Annotated in this window: 16 protein-coding genes; 5 read left to right on the forward strand and 11 right to left on the reverse strand. The window is 69.7% G+C overall.

The genetic code is table 11. The features are described 5' to 3' along the window. The first annotated feature begins 2 nt into the window (after positions 1-2). A complete protein-coding gene (locus ACEN9J_RS07455; RefSeq protein ID WP_261213829.1) occupies positions 3-1,187 on the forward strand; it encodes an ABC transporter permease in 1,185 nt (394 codons plus the stop codon). Then, entirely contained in the window at positions 1,187-2,335 is a 1,149-nt protein-coding gene (locus ACEN9J_RS07460) for an ABC transporter permease (protein ID WP_413763709.1), read from the forward strand. Before ACEN9J_RS07455 ends, ACEN9J_RS07460 begins: the two co-directional genes overlap by 1 nt. Here ACEN9J_RS07460 and ACEN9J_RS07465 read toward each other — a convergent pair. Beyond that, positions 2,332-2,958, reverse strand: a complete 627-nt coding sequence (locus tag ACEN9J_RS07465; RefSeq protein WP_209540631.1) for a TetR/AcrR family transcriptional regulator — start codon at positions 2,956-2,958, stop codon at positions 2,332-2,334. The two genes, ACEN9J_RS07460 and ACEN9J_RS07465, sit on opposite strands and share 4 nt — an antisense overlap. Positions 2,959-3,087: 129 nt before the next feature. On the opposite strand from ACEN9J_RS07465, the gene ACEN9J_RS07470 reads away from it, so the two are divergent. Beyond that, entirely contained in the window at positions 3,088-3,939 is an 852-nt protein-coding gene (locus tag ACEN9J_RS07470) for a metal-dependent hydrolase (protein WP_057592503.1), read from the forward strand. 10 nt (positions 3,940-3,949) lie between these two features. On the opposite strand, the gene ACEN9J_RS07475 is transcribed toward ACEN9J_RS07470, so the two are convergent. From ACEN9J_RS07475 to ACEN9J_RS07510, 8 genes are all read right to left on the reverse strand, one after another. Further along, complete coding sequence (locus ACEN9J_RS07475; RefSeq protein ID WP_413763710.1) at positions 3,950-4,537, reverse strand: hypothetical protein; 588 nt, start codon at positions 4,535-4,537, stop codon at positions 3,950-3,952. 256 nt (positions 4,538-4,793) lie between these two features. After that, on the reverse strand, positions 4,794-5,054 hold the full coding sequence (locus ACEN9J_RS07480; RefSeq protein WP_057592505.1) for a hypothetical protein: 261 nt from the start codon (positions 5,052-5,054) through the stop codon (positions 4,794-4,796). Then, positions 5,041-5,412 (reverse strand): hypothetical protein, encoded by a 372-nt coding sequence (locus ACEN9J_RS07485; RefSeq protein ID WP_057592506.1) that lies wholly within the window; start codon positions 5,410-5,412, stop codon positions 5,041-5,043. The genes ACEN9J_RS07480 and ACEN9J_RS07485 overlap by 14 nt, the downstream gene beginning before the upstream one ends. A 17-nt stretch (positions 5,413-5,429) precedes the next feature. After that, positions 5,430-6,365: a DUF6999 family protein gene (locus tag ACEN9J_RS07490; RefSeq protein ID WP_413763711.1), complete on the reverse strand. Its 936-nt coding sequence runs from the start codon at positions 6,363-6,365 to the stop codon at positions 5,430-5,432. After that, positions 6,352-8,268 (reverse strand): iron-containing redox enzyme family protein, encoded by a 1,917-nt coding sequence (locus tag ACEN9J_RS07495; RefSeq protein ID WP_413763712.1) that lies wholly within the window; start codon positions 8,266-8,268, stop codon positions 6,352-6,354. Before ACEN9J_RS07495 ends, ACEN9J_RS07490 begins: the two co-directional genes overlap by 14 nt. 3 nt (positions 8,269-8,271) lie before the next feature. Next, a complete protein-coding gene (locus ACEN9J_RS07500; RefSeq protein ID WP_413763713.1) occupies positions 8,272-9,195 on the reverse strand; it encodes a fatty acid desaturase in 924 nt (307 codons plus the stop codon). Beyond that, positions 9,179-9,973 (reverse strand): sterol desaturase family protein, encoded by a 795-nt coding sequence (locus tag ACEN9J_RS07505; protein WP_296789204.1) that lies wholly within the window; start codon positions 9,971-9,973, stop codon positions 9,179-9,181. Before ACEN9J_RS07505 ends, ACEN9J_RS07500 begins: the two co-directional genes overlap by 17 nt. A 10-nt stretch (positions 9,974-9,983) precedes the next feature. Beyond that, positions 9,984-11,567 carry a phospholipase D family protein gene (locus tag ACEN9J_RS07510; protein WP_413763714.1) on the reverse strand — a complete coding sequence of 528 codons (1,584 nt, stop codon included), beginning with the start codon at positions 11,565-11,567 and terminating at the stop codon, positions 9,984-9,986. A 165-nt stretch (positions 11,568-11,732) separates the two neighbouring features. On the opposite strand from ACEN9J_RS07510, the gene ACEN9J_RS07515 reads away from it, so the two are divergent. Both ACEN9J_RS07515 and ACEN9J_RS07520 read left to right on the forward strand, forming a co-directional pair. Next, entirely contained in the window at positions 11,733-12,296 is a 564-nt protein-coding gene (locus tag ACEN9J_RS07515; protein ID WP_261213847.1) for a peroxiredoxin, read from the forward strand. A 42-nt stretch (positions 12,297-12,338) separates the two neighbouring features. Continuing rightward, positions 12,339-13,772 (forward strand): aldehyde dehydrogenase family protein, encoded by a 1,434-nt coding sequence (locus ACEN9J_RS07520; protein WP_413763715.1) that lies wholly within the window; start codon positions 12,339-12,341, stop codon positions 13,770-13,772. Between the two features lie 74 nt (positions 13,773-13,846). Here ACEN9J_RS07520 and ACEN9J_RS07525 read toward each other — a convergent pair whose 3' ends face one another. Together ACEN9J_RS07525 and ACEN9J_RS07530 are read right to left on the reverse strand one after the other, a co-directional pair. Further along, positions 13,847-14,737 (reverse strand): ZIP family metal transporter, encoded by an 891-nt coding sequence (locus ACEN9J_RS07525; RefSeq protein WP_413764551.1) that lies wholly within the window; start codon positions 14,735-14,737, stop codon positions 13,847-13,849. Positions 14,738-14,775: 38 nt separating this feature from the next. Next, positions 14,776-15,426 carry a superoxide dismutase gene (locus ACEN9J_RS07530; RefSeq protein ID WP_413763716.1) on the reverse strand — a complete coding sequence of 217 codons (651 nt, stop codon included), beginning with the start codon at positions 15,424-15,426 and terminating at the stop codon, positions 14,776-14,778. Positions 15,427-15,457: the final 31 nt, after the last annotated feature.

Below are 15,457 nucleotides of genomic sequence, written 5' to 3' on the forward strand. Positions count from 1 at the left end.
ACATGAGCCTTCGCGGCTTCTCCACCGCCAGCGCACGGCGCGAGTTCGCGCTGCTGCGCGCGCGGCCCTGGGACCTCGCAATGATCACCTGGGTGCCGCTGCTCGCGGTACTCCTGATCTGGTGGATCTTCTCGGCCGGCCTGCCCGAGCGCTTGCCGATCGGCGTGCTCGACCAGGACCGCTCGGCGCTGTCGCGCCAGATCGTGCGCTTCCTCGATGCCACGCCGGGCCTGCGCGTGGTGCAGCGCTTCGACGACGAAGGCGCGATGGCGCGCGCGCTCACCAGCGGCGCGGTCGATGCCGCGGTGCAGCTGCCGCGCGATCTCAACCGCGAGGTCAAGCAGGGCCGAGCAGGCCAGGTCGTGCTGCTGCACAACGCCCAGCTTGGCACGCATTCGAGCCTGATCCAGCGCGACGTGCGCACGGTGGTCGCCACGGTCTCGGGCGGGGTCGAGCTCGCGGTGCGCAACAAGCGCGGCGAATCGATGATCGCCGCGCGCGCGACCATGGAGCCGCTGAAGGCCGGCACCGTCGCGCTCTTCAACACCTCGGGCGACTACGAGCAGTTCCTCGGCGCCGCGCTGATCCCGGCGCTGCTGCACATCCTCGCGATGACCGCCGGCGCCTGGGCCGTGGGCCGCGAGCTGCGCGACCGCAGCATCGGCGGCTGGCTCGGCGCCGCGCCGCGCTGGCACGAGGCGCTGGCCGCACTCGCGGGCAAGCTCGCGCTGCCGTTCGCGAGCCTGTCGCTGGTCGGCATCACCGCCATGCTGTGGATCACGACCGGGCGTGGCTGGCATCCGGTGGGCTCGCTCGGCTGGACGCTGTTCGCGCTGGTGGTGTTCCTCGCGCTGTCGATCGCGCTCGGCGGCTTCGTCGCGGCGCTCACGCGCTCGCTGCGCACCGCGCTGTCGGCCACCGGCTTCATCACCGCGCCGGCCTTCGCGTTCGGCGGCGTGGGTTTCCCGCTGGTGGCCATGCCCGCGCTGGCGCAGCTGTGGGCCGCGCTGCTGCCCTACACCCACTACGTCCGCGTGCAGATGGAGCAGCTGCAGATGGGCGCGCCGCTGGCCTATTCGGCCGCGACGCCGCTGTGGATGGTGGTCGGCACCGCCGTGCTGCTGGCCGCGACGGCCACCGCGCTGGGCCGCGCGGCGCGCGCGCCCGATTCGTGGGGCGGCCGCTGATGGACCACCACCGCGCCCTCGCCCGCTTCGGCGCCGCCTGGAGCGACACCGCGCTGGCCGTGCTGCGCGACAAGGGCGTGCTGCTGATCATGCTGCTGGCGCCGATCATCTACGGCTTCTTCTACCCCTGGCCCTATGGCACGCAGGCCGTGACCCGGGTACCGGTGGCGGTGGTCGACCAGGACCACACCGGTCTGTCGCGCCAGATCGCGCGCTTCGCGATGGCCAATCCGCGGCTGGACGTGCGCCTGGTCACGGCCGATGTGCGCGAGGCGCAGCAGGCCCTGTGGCGCGGCGAGATCGAGGGCTATGCATTGCTGCCGGCCGACCTCAAGCGCAGCGTGCTGCGCGGACTGCCGGCGGTGGTGAGCATCGAGGGCAACGGCGCCTATGCGCTGCTCAACAAGGCGGTGCTTTACGGCTTCTCGGAGGCGGTGGGCACAGTCTCGGCCGGTGTCGAGATCCGCAAGCTGCAGGCCGGCGGCCAGAGCGCCGTGCAGGCCGCGCGCAGCCGCAGCCCGCTGGTCACGCAACTGGTGGCGCTGTTCAACCCCACCGAGGGCTATGGCAGCTACGTGGTGCCGGCGGTGGCGCTCCTGATCCTGCAGCAGACGCTGCTGATGGGCACCGCCATGCTGGCCGGCACCTGGGCCGAGGCGCGGCGGCTGCGCGCCTCGATGAGCGGCTGGATGGGCCGGCTGGCGGCGCTGTCGGGCTTCGGCGTGCTCAGCGGCATCTTCTATTTCGGCTGGGTGTTCTTCCTGCAGGACTACCCGCGCGGCGGCAACCCCTTCGGCGCGCTGGTGCTGCTGGCGTTCTACGTGCCCGCGATCTGCACGCTGGGCCTGCTGCTGGGCTGCTGGTTCCGCGACCGCGAACGGGCGCTGCAAGTGCTGCTGTTCACGGCCCTGCCGATGGCCTTTCTGTCGGGCTTCTCGTGGCCGGTCGAGGCCCTGCCCGCGCCGCTGCAGGCCCTGCGCTGGCTGTTCCCGAGCACGGCCGGCATCCAGGCCTCGCTGCGGCTCAACCAGATGGGTGCGCCGCTGCACGACGTGCTGCCGCACCTGGGCGTGCTGCTGGCCCTGCTGCTGGCCGGCCTGCTGACGCTGTGGCTCGCGGCGACGCCGCGGCGCAGGGCCGCAGCCTAGCGCTGGCTTTCCGCCGCCACCGCGCGCACCAGCCGCGTGGCCGGCGCGACCAGCTCGCGCAGGTCGCCCGCGCGCTCCTGCTCGATGGCCTGCAGCACCAGCTCGTTGATGCCGCCGACCACCGTCATCGCCATCTCGCTCGTCAGGTGCGCCTGCGGGCCCGGGCCGGTCGTGCCGCTGCTGTTGATCGCGGCCTGGATGAAGTTCGCGATCTCGTCGTTGACCCGGCGCCGCGCCACCAGCCCAGGCATGCCCAGGCCCAGGATCTCGACGAACAGCGTGCGCAGCAGCACCGGGTCCTGCGCCAGATAGTCGAAATAGGCCGTGATCGCGCGCTCCACCTGGGCATGCCAGGGCTGCACCGGGTCGAAAGCCTCGCTGACCGCCTGCAGCGCCAGGTGGCTGGCCGCCTCGTAGAGCGCGATCAGGCATTCGGTCTTGGTCGCGAAGTGCTCGTAGAAGGTGCGGCGCGACACCGCGGCCTCGCGCACGATGTCGGCGATGGTGGTGTCGGCGTAGCCCTTGGCGGCCACCGCGCGGGCCATGCCCTCGAGCAGCCGGTGGTAGTGCTCGTTGCGCGATTCGACCGGAGTCTGGGAGGTGTTGTCGGTGACGGCACTCATGAACGGAACATTTTCCTATGCACTGGTACTTGACAGTACCAAGCATCCGGAGGCACCATGCAGGCATTGCGGTACGCATCTGTACCACACCCCTTGCCACCACCATTCCGATTCACGAGGATTGTCTTCATGAGCACCGAACTCGTCGTCCGCCGCCTTCTGATCGATCTCCAGGCCCCGTTTGCCCGCGACTGGTGCGGCGGCGATGCATTCTCCACCGCCTTCTTCAACGCCCTGTCGATGAGTTTTCCCTTCGGCGAGCAGTTCTTCATCGACGCCGTGCGCGACGCCGTCGCCACCCTGCCGCCCGAGACCCAGGACCAGTACCGCGCCGAGGTGCGCGGCTTCATCGGCCAGGAAGCGACGCATCGGCGCATCCATTCGCTGTTCAACGCCCACCTCGAGAAGCAGGGCCTGGTCGACCGCTGGACCGAGCGCGCGAGCAAGCGGCTGTCGCTGATGGAAGGCGCCGACCCCCGCCATGCGCTCGCGGTGACGGCCGCCACCGAGCACTTCACCGCCATGTTCGCCGAGTGGCTGCTCGCGCATCCGCAGATCCTCGACGGCGCCGAGCCGCGGCTGCGCACGATGTGGCTGTGGCACAGCGCCGAGGAGCTCGAGCACAAGAGCGTGGCCTTCGACGTCTACCGAGCCGCGGGCGGCTCCGACGAATGGCGCACGCGCTGGTTCCGCCGCGTCACGCTGATGTTCCTCGGCGACCTGATGCACCAGACGCTGGCCAACCTGCGGCACGAGAAGCAGCTGTGGAAGTGGTCGACCTGGAAGAGCGCCGCGCGCATCCTGCTCGCGCGCGACGGGCTGCTGCGCGGCAACTACGCGATGTGGCGCCGCTACCTGCGCGCCGATTTCCATCCCACCCAGCAGGACAGCAGCCTGTCGGAGCGCTGGCTCGTGGACAACCGCGCGGCCTACGTGCCGGTCGGCGCTGTCGCGGCGCAGCCGGAAGCCGCCGCGGCCTGAGCACGGCGCTTCAGAAAAAGGTGGTGCGGTGCTGCGGCACCGTGCCACTCGCCTGTTGCTGCGGATCGACGCGCAGCGGCACCTCGTGCAGGGTGTCGAAGTCCGAGGGCGCATCGGGCACGCGCATCACGGCCTCGAGCTCATGCATCGAGGCCACCCAGCGGCCGGCCGGCGACTCGGCCGGCTCGTCGTTGGCGAAGGTGCCGTCGCGGATGTAGAAGGTCTCGCCCTCGGGGCGCTCGCCGTGCAGCTCGACCAGGCGCGCGATCGAGAAGTTGTAGGTCACCAGTTTCTCGCGCGTCAGGCGGTCCTTGCCGCCGCAGTTGAACGAGCCCTCGGCCGCGATCACGATGCAGGAACCGTCCACGCTGCTGTCGGTGCCATGGCCCGAGCGCCAGATGGCGTTGGGCAGCCGCACCCGCACCTTGTCGATGACCAGGTCGCGCTGCTTGTTGAGGCTGCCCAGCGGCGGCACCAGCGAACGCAACTGCCGCAGGCGTTCGGCGAAGTTGTCGTCCATCACGAATTCCACATGGTGCGACGCGCTGCCCGAGGACCGCTTGACCACCTGCATGACGACGTGACGCGGTTTAGCCACGGCAGCTTCCTTTTGCGCGCGCGGACGGCCGCACTACGCCAAAAGCACCCATTGCCTTGCTGCAAATCATCTGATGTCGGCCTGAAATTAGAACTTTTTTACCAATGCAATTACATGCATCAATTGTTTCTAACTGTATAACTATTGCGGCCATCATGGAAGTCGCACGACGCGATGCCCGCACGGGCATGTCGCCAAGGCGTCGCCCCGCCGTGCTAGACGAGACGCGCCGAATAACGCCCTTGCGGGCGTTGCGTCATTCGGGCGACGAAGGCGCGGCCGCGGCGGCTTCCAGCGCCTCGTCGAGCGCCTTGCACGACGGCGCGCAGACGGTCTGGGACTTGCCGAGCACCTGGCGGGTGCGCAGTTGCGAGCGCACGCGGTGCTTGCCGCACATGAAGCACGACATGGTGGCGCCGCTGAACGACGCGGAGGCGCGGAACGGGGACCCCGGCGTCTTCGACTTGTAGCGCAGGCCGTCTTCCAGGACGGCAGTCTTCACCTCAGCCTTGGCCATCGGTTTCTTCCTTCTTCTTCGGTTCGGGGCGGCGCATGGCGCGCGCAATCGCTTCCCTGGCGCGGGTCTCGGCCGCCAGCGAGGCGTCGAGCGCGGAGCGGCACAGGCCGGCGTGCTGGTAATTGAGGTTCTCGTACACCTCGGCGGCGGCCGGATAGGCGTCGAGCAGGCGACTGAGGTCGGCGCCCGATTCGACGTCTTCGAACTCGTGCACCAGGTGCGCGACCACCGAGCGGTACTGCTCGGCACCGACGGGCACCTTGCTGTGATCCAGCCGCTCGAGCAACTGGGCCAGCACATGGGTCACCGACAGATCGGTCTTGGGGGACGGAGTGTGGGTCGTGTTCATGGTCTGCATCTGGGGACAGCATACCCCTATGCAAGTGGCGGGGTGTCGGCCGAAGCCTCTTCCCCGGCCGGGACGAAGCCGGATTCGCCGCCTTCGCCGTGCCTTGCGGCCTTCATGCGCTGCAGCAGGCTGTGCAGCATTTCGGTCGAGAGGCCATGGATCACCAGCCGGTGCCCGGCCCGCAGGGTCGACAGCGGCACCAGCGGGTGCTTGTTGTTGACCAGGATCAGGTGCTCGGGCGCCGCGAGGATGGTGGCGGCATAGATGCCGATGGTTTCATCCAGTTGCAGCGAGTTGGCGGCGCGCCAGAAGTCGTTGTCGGTCAACATCAGCTGATAGAGCGGCGTGAACAGCTCGATGGCGCTCTGCAGGTCCAGGAAGTTGAGCCGCCCGTGCGGCATGTCCTCCAGGCGCAGCGCGGGCTCCCGGATCATCGAGAAATCGGGCGCCTCCGCCTTGCCCAGCGCCAGCCCGCGGTCGCGCAGCGCCTGGTTCAGCCGGATCACGAAATTGAACAGGTTGAGGTCGTGCTTGAGGAACATGTCGTCCTTCAGCGCCTCGATGTCCGGCGGCTCCAGCGGCGAAGTGGCGACCGGCGCCGGCGAATTGCGCCCGATGAAGGCCAGCACCTGCGAGCCCAGGTGGAAGTGCCGCAGGATCAGCCAGTTGGCCTCGGGCGACACGAAATGCCGCAACCCCCAGGCCAGGATGCGGTGCAGCAGCCGCGAGTGCGACCAGTTGCGCGGGACGAACACCTTCACCACCTGGATCAGGATGATGGTGGCGCGCGCGATCGGCCGCAGGAATGGCAGCAGGTACTGCCGCGAGCCCGAGCTCGAATCGGCGAGCCAGGCCGCCTTGACCTCGTCGGGCAGCGGCGTGCTCTGGTCGAGGTAGAGCGCCAGCCAGGGGCTGGGGTCGCGCTCGTCGTGCCCGCGGGCCAGGAATTCAGGCGTTCGCATGGGAAATCCGCTCGGTGATGTGCTGGAACTGCATCAGGTAGAGGGCGGCCGTATGGCGCGCCGTGTCGGCGATCTGGCGCGCGGCGCGCGCCTGGCCCTCGACGGCCATCACCATCTCGACCGCGAGCAGCCAGCGGTTCAGGTGGTTCTCGTCGTTGTGGCCGTGGTATTCGAGGAAGCGGAAGGCATCGGGCGGCAGCCGCAGGCTGGCCTTGAGCAGCGGCAGCAGCGCCGGCACGATGCGCTGGCCCGTGCCCTCGATGATGTAGATCGCGCCCAGCAGGCCGATCGGGTCGCGCGTGGCGGCCAGTGCATGCAGGTAGGCGTTGAGCGCCTCGCCGCCCGGGTTGCGGCGCAGGTCCTCGATGCGCTCGACCGTGCCGCCGGCCTTGCGGTAGTCGCTGAACAGGATCTGGAAGTCGTTCTGCTCCTCGCCCGCGTGCACGCCGATCAACGACGACAGCGCCTGGTACGGCTCGCTCAGCGAGGCCGCGCCCTCGCGCATCCAGAGGCTGCCTTCGCGCACCTGCGGCACCCACTGCTCCATCCAGTTCAGGTAGTCGGGCACGGCGAAGCGGCGCTCGCGGATCTGCCGCACGAGCGGCGTGCGCCAGACACGCGAGCGGTAGTCGTGCCAGATCGCGGCCAGCTCGGTCAGCAGCGCGCCCAGGCCCTCGGGCGCGGCGGCCGGGTCGTGCGGCGGCGCGATCACGAGCTCGTCGTCGGCCGTGGCTGCAGCGGCGCGCGGCGCCACCGTCACGGGCGGCGCCTCCACCGCTTCCACCTCGAACAGCATGTAGGCCGCCATGAAGCGCCCCGACTCCGGCACGTAGCAGAAGACCTGCTCGCCGGGCTTCAGCGCGCGGGTGTGGAGGAACTCGGCCAGCATCACCAGGATCGACGCCGCCCCGGTGTTGCCGCGCCACGCGAGGTTGCTCCACCAGCGCTCGCGCGGGATCGACAGCTCGGCCTTGGCCATCAGGTCCTCGACCACCGGGATGAACTTCTCCGACGAGTAGTGGCACAGGAAATGGTCGACGCGCTTCGGATCGACCCAGCCGTCGCGCACCAGCCCCGCGTACTCGTGGATGCCGATGTCGAACAGGTGCGGCAGCAGCCGGATGTCCTGGCGCAGCGACAGCGCGCCGGCCGCCTCGGCCTCGGACCAGGAGGCGAAGTCGAGGTGGCCGCGCGCGCGGTCCTCGGTCAGGCCCAGCTGCATGCAGACCGGGTAGTCGCCCGAGAACGAGCGCTGGTGCACCCACTTCAGGCGCAGCCGCAGGCCCGGCGAGCCGGCCAGCGCGGGCGCGCCATCGGACAGCAGCAGCGCCCCGGCGCCGTCCGACAGCATCCAGCGCAGGAAGTGCGAGTCGAAGTCGGTCTCGTAGCCGCGCGCCGCGAAACGCGAGCGCTTGAACAGCCGCGAGGGCATCTCGCTGGCCACCGCGAGCGCCGAACGGTGCGCGCCCAGCTCGATGCCCTGCGCCGCGGCCTGGATCGCCGACACGCCGGCCGCGCAGATGCCGTGCACCGCGAGCGTCTCCATCGGCGCCGCGGCGAGCTCGCCCTGGATCATGTTGGCGAAGCCGGGCATCAGCGTGTCGCCGCCCGACGAGCCGCTGGCCAAGAGCGACACGCGCGACAGCTCGGCGCCGCCGCGGCGCAGGCAGTCGCGGATCGCGCCGGCCGCCATCTGCGCGTTGGTGTGGCGCGTCGCGCCTTCGGCATCGATCGCGTAGTGGCGCGTGCGGATGCCGTTCTCGGCCAGGATGCGGCGCTTGATGCGCTCGGACATCCGGTTGAGCGGCGCGATGAAGTCGTCCATGCGCTCGTTGGGCACGGGGTCGCCCGGCATGAAGTAGCCGGCGCTTTCGAGGTAGACGCGTTGGAAGGGAACTGGCATGTGTCAGGAAGTGAAGGAATCGCCCGGCATCAGCGGTCGGCTGCGCCATCGCGGCCAGAGCGCGCCGAGCACGAACACGCGCGCCATGTACGGCACCAGCCCGCCCTCGTTGAGCGACGGATCGACGCGCGCGCGGTAATGCGTGCGATGCAGATGCGTGAGCTCGGACCAATGGGCATGCGGGTTCTCGTGGTGCGCCGTGTGGAGCCCGATGTTGAACAGCAGCGGATTGACCCAGCCCTCGAAATTGCGCGCGTAGTTCAGCGGAGTACCCGGGGTATCGCCGCGCGCGCCCCGTGCGGGCCGGCGCCCGTCGGCATGCGCGTGCTGCAGGTAGTTGGTGGCCAGCAACCAATGCAGGCCGTGCAGTTGCGGCAGGATCACGAACACCAGCGCCTTGCGCCAGTCGAGCGCGAACAGCGCGGCCCAGCTCGCGAGCCACAGCGCGTACTGCGCCATGCAGTAGCGCCAGGCCCCGCGCCGATGGCGATACAGCCGCCCCAGCCACGCCATGAACAGCGGGAACAGCACCCACACCGCCTGGAACGGATGCAGCAGGTAGCCGCGCAGGTGGTTGGTGTCGCCGTCGAAGCGGTAGGTGCGCGCCACGTCCTTCGGGCCATGGCGATGGCGGTGGTGGTTCGCCACATGCGCGGGCCAGAACACGAAGGTCGGATGGCCCTGCAGCAGCGTGATCCAGAAGTCGGTCAACCGGTTCATGCGCCGGCCGCGCCACATGCGCAGGTGCACGTGGTTGTGGTGGATCACGCCGACGCCGAGCGTGAGGAACAGCATCGGCGCATAGAGCCAGAGGCTGAAGCCGTGCACCCATTGCCAGGCGGCGAGCGCCGGCAAGGCCGCCAGATAGAACAGGCTCTGCCAGTCGCGCCAGTGACGCAGCCGCGGCATCTCAGGCCGGCCTGCCATCGTGCGTGGCCGCACGGCCGCGCTGCCTGTCGCGAAAGCCCCGGAACAGCGGCTCGGCCGCGTCGGCCGCGATGCGGGTGCCGAACAGCCGGTCCATGAAGGTGAACTGGAAGCCGTAGTTGCCGTTGTGGCAGGCGTGGTGCAGGTGATGGCGGCGGCTGGCCGCGAACCAGTGGCTGTACGACACGCGCGGGAAGAAGTCGTAGTTCGAATGCCCGACGCTGTTGAAGAACAGGCTGAATACCGGCACCGAGGCCAGCGACCAGAAGCTGAAGTCGTGCAGCACCATCGGCAGCAGGATCACGTTGCCGAGCATCGCGGCCTCCAGCGGATGGAAGCTGTAGGTGGCCCAGGGCGTGGTCACGAAGGAACGGTGGTGCGGCCCGTGGAAGCGCCGCAGCCAGCGCGTGTGCAGCAGCCGGTGGTTGAGCCAGAAATGCACGTCGTTCCACAGCGCGAGCACCACGATCTCGGCCACGACCTGGCGCCAGCCCGCATCGGGATCGAGCCGCGCCCAGCCCAGCTGCAGCAGGCCCCAGGGAAACACCATGCCGAGCCCGAAGATCAGCACGGAGATGCCCGACTGCGTGAGCTCGCGCCGCAGTTGCCCGGGCTGCAGCGGCCGCGGGTCGAGCACCCGGCCGATGCCCAGCGCCGGCAGCACGCGCCGGGTCAGCAGGGCATTGAGCGCGCCGAAGCCGAGGTAGATGCCGCCGAAGAACAGCAGCCCCCACAGCATCACCTGCGGGGCGGAAAGGGACGTGAAGGTCTGCGCCATCCCCCCGAGGCTACAGCAGCATCTCGGGCACGATCGGGGCGATCAGCATGTTGTAGAAGCGCTGGAAGAAATCCGACTCGGGCTCGGCGGTCAGGATCAGCTCCTTCTCGCCGTCGGTCGTGAGCCATTCCAGGGTGCCCGTGCCCTTGGCCAGCCGCAGCCGGTAGGAGTTCTGCAGCTTGCTGATGTTGATCACGCGCAGCATCTCGCGCGCGAGCTGCGGGCTGTCGGCCACCACGCCCATCTCGGTGTTCTGGCTGGCCGAGCGCGGGTCGAGGTTCATCGAGCCGATGAAGATGCGGCGCTTGTCGATGGCCGCGGTCTTGGCATGCAGCCGGCCCAGCGACTTGCCGAACATGCCGAAGCGCTCGCCCGCGCTGGTGCGCTTGGGGCTCAGCTCGTAGACGTCGGCACCGCTGCGCAGCAGCCGCTCGCGGTAGCGCACGTAGCCGGTGTGCACCAGCGGTTCGTCGTTGGCGGCCAGCGAGTTGGTCAGCAGCGTGAGCTTGACCTTGCGCTTCGTGAGCTCCTCGAAGGCCGCCATGCCGCGCTCGCCCGGCACCAGGTAGGGCGAGGTCAGGTCGACCTCGCTCTGCGCGTCGAGCATCAGGGTCCAGACCTTCATCGTCACGCTGGTGGCGATGGCCTCCTCGGCGGTCATGGTGGTCGGCTTGGTCGGTGGATCGGCGATGGCCCGCGCCTCGCCCCACAACAGGCCCATGCGGCCCGCGTCCAGTTCCTCGGCGATCGGCCCGTAGCCGAGGATGTCGACCGGCGGCAGCACGATCTTCGGCGGCGGCGCGGCCATGCCGATCCAGGCGTCGAAATCGGCGGCACCCGGCGCACGGCCGCCCTCGCCCGTCACAATGTCGGCCACCGGCCAGACCTGCCGGCTGTTCCAGTAGGTGTCGAAGATCGATTCGAGCTGCGGCACCACCTTGCCGACCACCAGCGCATCCATGTCGATGAAGTTCTGCGCCTCGCTGAGCACGAAGTACTCGTCGGCGATGTTGCGCCCGCCCACCACGGCCATCGCGCCGTCGGCGATGAACAGCTTGTTGTGCATGCGGTGGTTGAGCCGCGCGATCTCCAGCGGCGAAGCCGCGAAGCGCGACAGCAGCCCGCCGCCGCGCCCGCAGCAGAAAGGGTTGAACAGCCGCACCTGCACGTTGGGCACGGCGGCCAACGCCAGCAGCAGTTGCTGGCTCTTCATGGTGTAGAGGTCGTCGACCAGCAGGCGCACCTGCACGCCGCGCGCGGCCGCCTCGCGCAGCGAACGCAGCAGCAGCCGGCCGGTGGCGTCGTTCTCGAGCTGGTAGTACTGCACCACGAGCGAACGCTGGGCCCGCTGCGCGAGCTGGATGCGCGCGTCGAGCGAATACACGCCCAGCGGCATCAGCCGGAAGCCCGAGTGCTCGCCGGGCGGCGTCGAGGCCTCGGCGATCTTCGCCAGCCGGGTCGAGGGATCGAAGGCGGCGGCATGCTCGGCGGGCCGTTCGCGCGCGGGCGGCAATGCACCGCAGGCGGCGAGCGTCGCGGCCACGCCGAGGGCGTACACGAGGCGCAGCGCGCGCCGGATCCAGGCATTCGTCATTTCTTCCGTCCTTCCCCACCATCGGCGCGATGAGCGCGCTCCCGGGGCCGCATCTTCCCTCTTTTCGAGCGCGGCCCCTGCAGTGGGTACGGCGCGCACGCCGCGCCGGTTTCAGCGGCGGCATCGTCCTAGAATCCGCCCCCACAGCGACCGGAGCACACCGCCATGCAACTTCCGACCTTCTCGCGCGCGGCATTCGGAACCCTCACCCTGGCCGCGGCGGCACTCTGCGCACCCGCCCACGCCGCGCTCGACATCGGCGACCCCGCGCCCCGCTTCACCGCCACCGCCGCGCTCGGCGGCAAGACCTTCCGCTACTCGCTGGCCGATGCGCTCGCCAAGGGCCCGGTGGTGCTGTACTTCTTTCCGGCCGCCGACTCGAACGAGTGCTCGATCGAGGCCCATGCCTTCGCCGAGGCCATCGACCAGTTCGCGGCCCTGGGCGCGACGGTGATCGGCGTCTCGGCCGACGACATCGACACGCTGTCGAAGTTCTCGGTCAAGTCCTGCCAGAGCCGCTTTCCGGTCGCCTCCGACGAGTCGAAGAGCGTGATCCAGTCCTTCGACGCGGTGATGCAGACCCGGCCCGACTTCGCCAACCGGCTGTCGTACGTGATCGCGCCCGACGGCAAGGTCGCCTCCTACTACCAGAACCTCAATCCCGACAAGCATGTCGAGCGCATGCTCGATGCGGTGAAGGCACTGCCCAGGGCCGCGGCCGGGCGCTGACCGCCGCGCGGGGTTTCGCCGCTTCGCGCAGAATCCCGGCCCATGCAGCTCAACTTCATCGCCAACGCCGACGTTCCCTCGGCCTCCGGCCGCACCCTCCCCGTCATCGACCCTTCCGACGGCCAGCCCTACGACGAAATCCAGCGCAGCAATGCCGCCGACATCGACAGCGCGGTGCGCGCCGCGCGCGACTGCTTCGAGGGCGTGTGGCACAAGGTCAGCGCGGCCGACCGCGGCCGGCTGCTGTTCAAGCTCTCGCAGAAGATCGCCGAACACGTCGACGAGCTCGCGGCCATCGAGCAACGCGACTGCGGCAAGCCCGTGAAGCAGGCGCGCGCCGATGCGCTCGCGCTGGTGCGCTACTTCGAGTTCTATGCCGGTGCCTGCGACAAGCTGCACGGCGAGACCATCCCCTACCAGGACGGCTACAGCGTCTTCACCTGGCGCGAGCCGCACGGCGTGACCGGTCACGTGATCCCGTGGAACTACCCGATGCAGATCTTCGGGCGCAGCGTGGGCGGCGCGCTCGCGGCCGGCAACGTCTGCGTGGTCAAGCCGGCCGAGGACGCCTGCCTGTCGCTGATCCGCGTGGCCCAGCTCGCGGCCGAGGTCGGCTTCCCGGCCGGCGCGCTCAACATCGTCACGGGCTACGGCCACGAGGTGGGCGACGCGCTCGCGCGCCACGAGGGCATCGACCACATCAGCTTCACCGGCAGCCCGAAGATCGGCACCTTGATCCAGCAGGTGGCGGCCGAGCGGCATTGCCCGGTCACGCTCGAGCTCGGCGGCAAGAGCCCGCAGATCATCTTCGCCGACGCCAACCTCGACGCCGCGATCCCGGTGCTGATCAACGCCATCGTGCAGAACGCCGGCCAGACCTGCTCGGCCGGCTCGCGCGTGCTGGTCGAGCGGGCCATCTACGAACCGCTGCTCGAACGCCTGGGCCATGCCTTCGAGGCACTGCGCGTGGGCCCGGCCGCGATGGACCTCGACGTCGGCCCGCTGATTCGCCAGACCCAGCAGCAGCGCGTGTGGGACTTTCTGAGCGACGCGCAGGTGGCCGGCATCCCGATGGTGGCCCAGGGCATCGTGGTCGACGAAGCGCCCGAGACCGGCTTCTACCAGGCGCCCACGCTGCTGCGCGACGTGCCGGTGACCCACCGCCTCGCGCAGGAGGAAGTGTTCGGACCGGTGCTCGCCGCCATGGCCTTCGCCGATGAAGACGAAGCGGTGGCGCTCGCCAACGCCACCCAGTTCGGCCTGGTCGCCGGCATCTGGACCGAGAACGGCGCGCGCCAGTTCCGCATGGCCAGGCGCGTGCGCAGCGGCCAGGTGTTCATCAACAACTACGGCGCCGGCGGCGGCGTCGAGCTGCCCTTCGGCGGCGTCAAGTCCTCGGGCTACGGCCGCGAGAAGGGTTTCGAGGCGCTGTACGGCTTCACCACGCTGAAGACGGTGGCGGTGAAGCACGGCTGAGATCGCCTCCCTTCAGAAAAAAACGCGGCGGACCGCCAGGCCCGCCGCGTTTTTTTCTTGCGCGCCGAAGCGGCTCAGCCCAGCGCCGTGTCGAGCAGCATCATCAGCACGAAGCCGACCATCAGCCCGCCGGTGGCGAAGGCCTCGTGCCCCTTGCGGTGCGATTCCGGAATGATCTCGTGGCTGATCACGAACAGCATCGCGCCCGCCGCGAAGCCCAGGCCCCAGGGCAGCAGCATCGCCGAATGGCCGACCACGGCCGCGCCGAGCACCGCACCCAACGGCTCGACCAGGCCCGAGGCCATGCCGATCAGCACGGCGAAAGTGCGGCTGTAGCCCGCGGCCAGCAGCGCCACCGCCACCACCAGGCCCTCGGGCACGTCCTGGATCGCGATGCCGGTGGCCAGCGCGTCGGCCCGCAGGCCGTTGTTGGCCGCGTAGCCGACGCCGATCGCCAGCCCCTCGGGCACGTTGTGCAGCGCGATCGCGAACACGAACAGCCAGGTGCGCCGGATCTGGCGCGCCGCCTGCCCTTCGCGACCCTTGATGAAATGCTCGTGCGGCAGCACGCGGTCCATCACCATCAGCGCGATGCCGCCGAGCAGGATCGCGCCGCCGATCACGCCGCCGGCGGCCCAGTCGCCGCCGCCGAAGACGCCGATCGACTTGGCCGCCGCGAGGCCCGGAATGATCAGCGAGAAGGCGCAGGCCGCGAGCATCACGCCGGCGCCGAAGCCGAACAGCGTGTCCTGCACGCGGTCGGGCAGGCGCTGAGAGAAGATCACCGGCGTGGTGCCCAGCGCCGTGGCGAAGGCCGCCACCGAGCCGCCGAGGAACGCGTTCCAGACCACCGGGTCGGCGGTCACGAAACGCCAGAAGTGCGCCACGACGACGACCGCGCCGGCCGCCACGATCGCCAGCCCGAGCCATTCGCGCGCGCTGCGGGCGGGACGCGGGCCGCGCATGGCGGGAGCCGCTGCCGGTTGCTCGGAGCTGTCGGGGTTCATGCGCCGGAATTTCCGCAGCGCAGCGCCGCGGCATGGCGACGGGCCACCTCGGCCCAGTTCACGACGTTGTAGAAGGCCGCGATGTATTCGGGGCGGCGGTTCTGGTACTTGAGGTAGTAGGCGTGCTCCCACACGTCGAGCCCGAGGATCGGCACGTTGCCCGAGCCGATGCCGCGCATCAGCGGGCTGTCCTGGTTGCCGCTGCTCTCCACCGCCAGCTTGCCGGCGGGCGTGACCGTGAGCCAGGCCCAGCCGCTGCCGAAGCGCGTGAGCGCGGCCTTGGTGAAGGCTTCCTTGAAGGCCTCGAAGCCGCCGAGGTCGGCATCGATGGCCTTGGCGAGCTCGCTTTCGGGTGCACCGCCGCCGCCCTGGCCCACGGGCGCCATCACGGTCCAGAACAGGCCGTGGTTGGCGTGGCCGCCGCCGTTGTTGCGCACCGGCGCGCGCAGGGCCTCGGGCAGTTGCTCGACGCCGGCGATCAGCGCCTCGACCGGCTGGCCTTCGTGCGGCGTGTCCTTCAGCGCGGCATTGAGGTTGTTGACGTAGGTCTGGTGGTGCTTGCCGTGGTGGATTTCCATCGTCTGCGCGTCGATATGGGGCTCGAGCGCGTCGAAGGCATAGGGCAAGGCGGGAAGAACGTAGGGCACGATGACAAAGCTCCTGGTTGAAAGAAGCCCT

Origin of the sequence: Variovorax sp. Varisp41, assembly GCF_047325085.1 — a bacterium.
GTDB lineage: Bacteria > Pseudomonadota > Gammaproteobacteria > Burkholderiales > Burkholderiaceae_C > Variovorax.

Bases quoted from the DNA above. Each gene is read 5' to 3' on its own strand.
- ACEN9J_RS07495 (WP_413763712.1), bottom strand. From the start codon at position 8,268: ATGCCAGTTCCCTTCCAACGCGTCTACCTCGAAAGCGCCGGCTACTTC.
- ACEN9J_RS07480 (WP_057592505.1), bottom strand. From the start codon at position 5,054: ATGGCCAAGGCTGAGGTGAAGACTGCCGTCCTGGAAGACGGCCTGCGC.
- ACEN9J_RS07510 (WP_413763714.1), bottom strand. From the start codon at position 11,567: ATGACGAATGCCTGGATCCGGCGCGCGCTGCGCCTCGTGTACGCCCTC.
- ACEN9J_RS07485 (WP_057592506.1), bottom strand. From the start codon at position 5,412: ATGCAGACCATGAACACGACCCACACTCCGTCCCCCAAGACCGATCTG.
- ACEN9J_RS07520 (WP_413763715.1), top strand. From the start codon at position 12,339: ATGCAGCTCAACTTCATCGCCAACGCCGACGTTCCCTCGGCCTCCGGC.
- ACEN9J_RS07525 (WP_413764551.1), bottom strand. From the start codon at position 14,737: ATGCGCGGCCCGCGTCCCGCCCGCAGCGCGCGCGAATGGCTCGGGCTG.
- ACEN9J_RS07470 (WP_057592503.1), top strand. From the start codon at position 3,088: ATGAGCACCGAACTCGTCGTCCGCCGCCTTCTGATCGATCTCCAGGCC.
- ACEN9J_RS07490 (WP_413763711.1), bottom strand. From the start codon at position 6,365: ATGCGAACGCCTGAATTCCTGGCCCGCGGGCACGACGAGCGCGACCCC.
- ACEN9J_RS07460 (WP_413763709.1), top strand. From the start codon at position 1,187: ATGGACCACCACCGCGCCCTCGCCCGCTTCGGCGCCGCCTGGAGCGAC.
- ACEN9J_RS07500 (WP_413763713.1), bottom strand. From the start codon at position 9,195: ATGGCAGGCCGGCCTGAGATGCCGCGGCTGCGTCACTGGCGCGACTGG.
- ACEN9J_RS07515 (WP_261213847.1), top strand. From the start codon at position 11,733: ATGCAACTTCCGACCTTCTCGCGCGCGGCATTCGGAACCCTCACCCTG.
- ACEN9J_RS07455 (WP_261213829.1), top strand. From the start codon at position 3: ATGAGCCTTCGCGGCTTCTCCACCGCCAGCGCACGGCGCGAGTTCGCG.
- ACEN9J_RS07465 (WP_209540631.1), bottom strand. From the start codon at position 2,958: ATGAGTGCCGTCACCGACAACACCTCCCAGACTCCGGTCGAATCGCGC.
- ACEN9J_RS07505 (WP_296789204.1), bottom strand. From the start codon at position 9,973: ATGGCGCAGACCTTCACGTCCCTTTCCGCCCCGCAGGTGATGCTGTGG.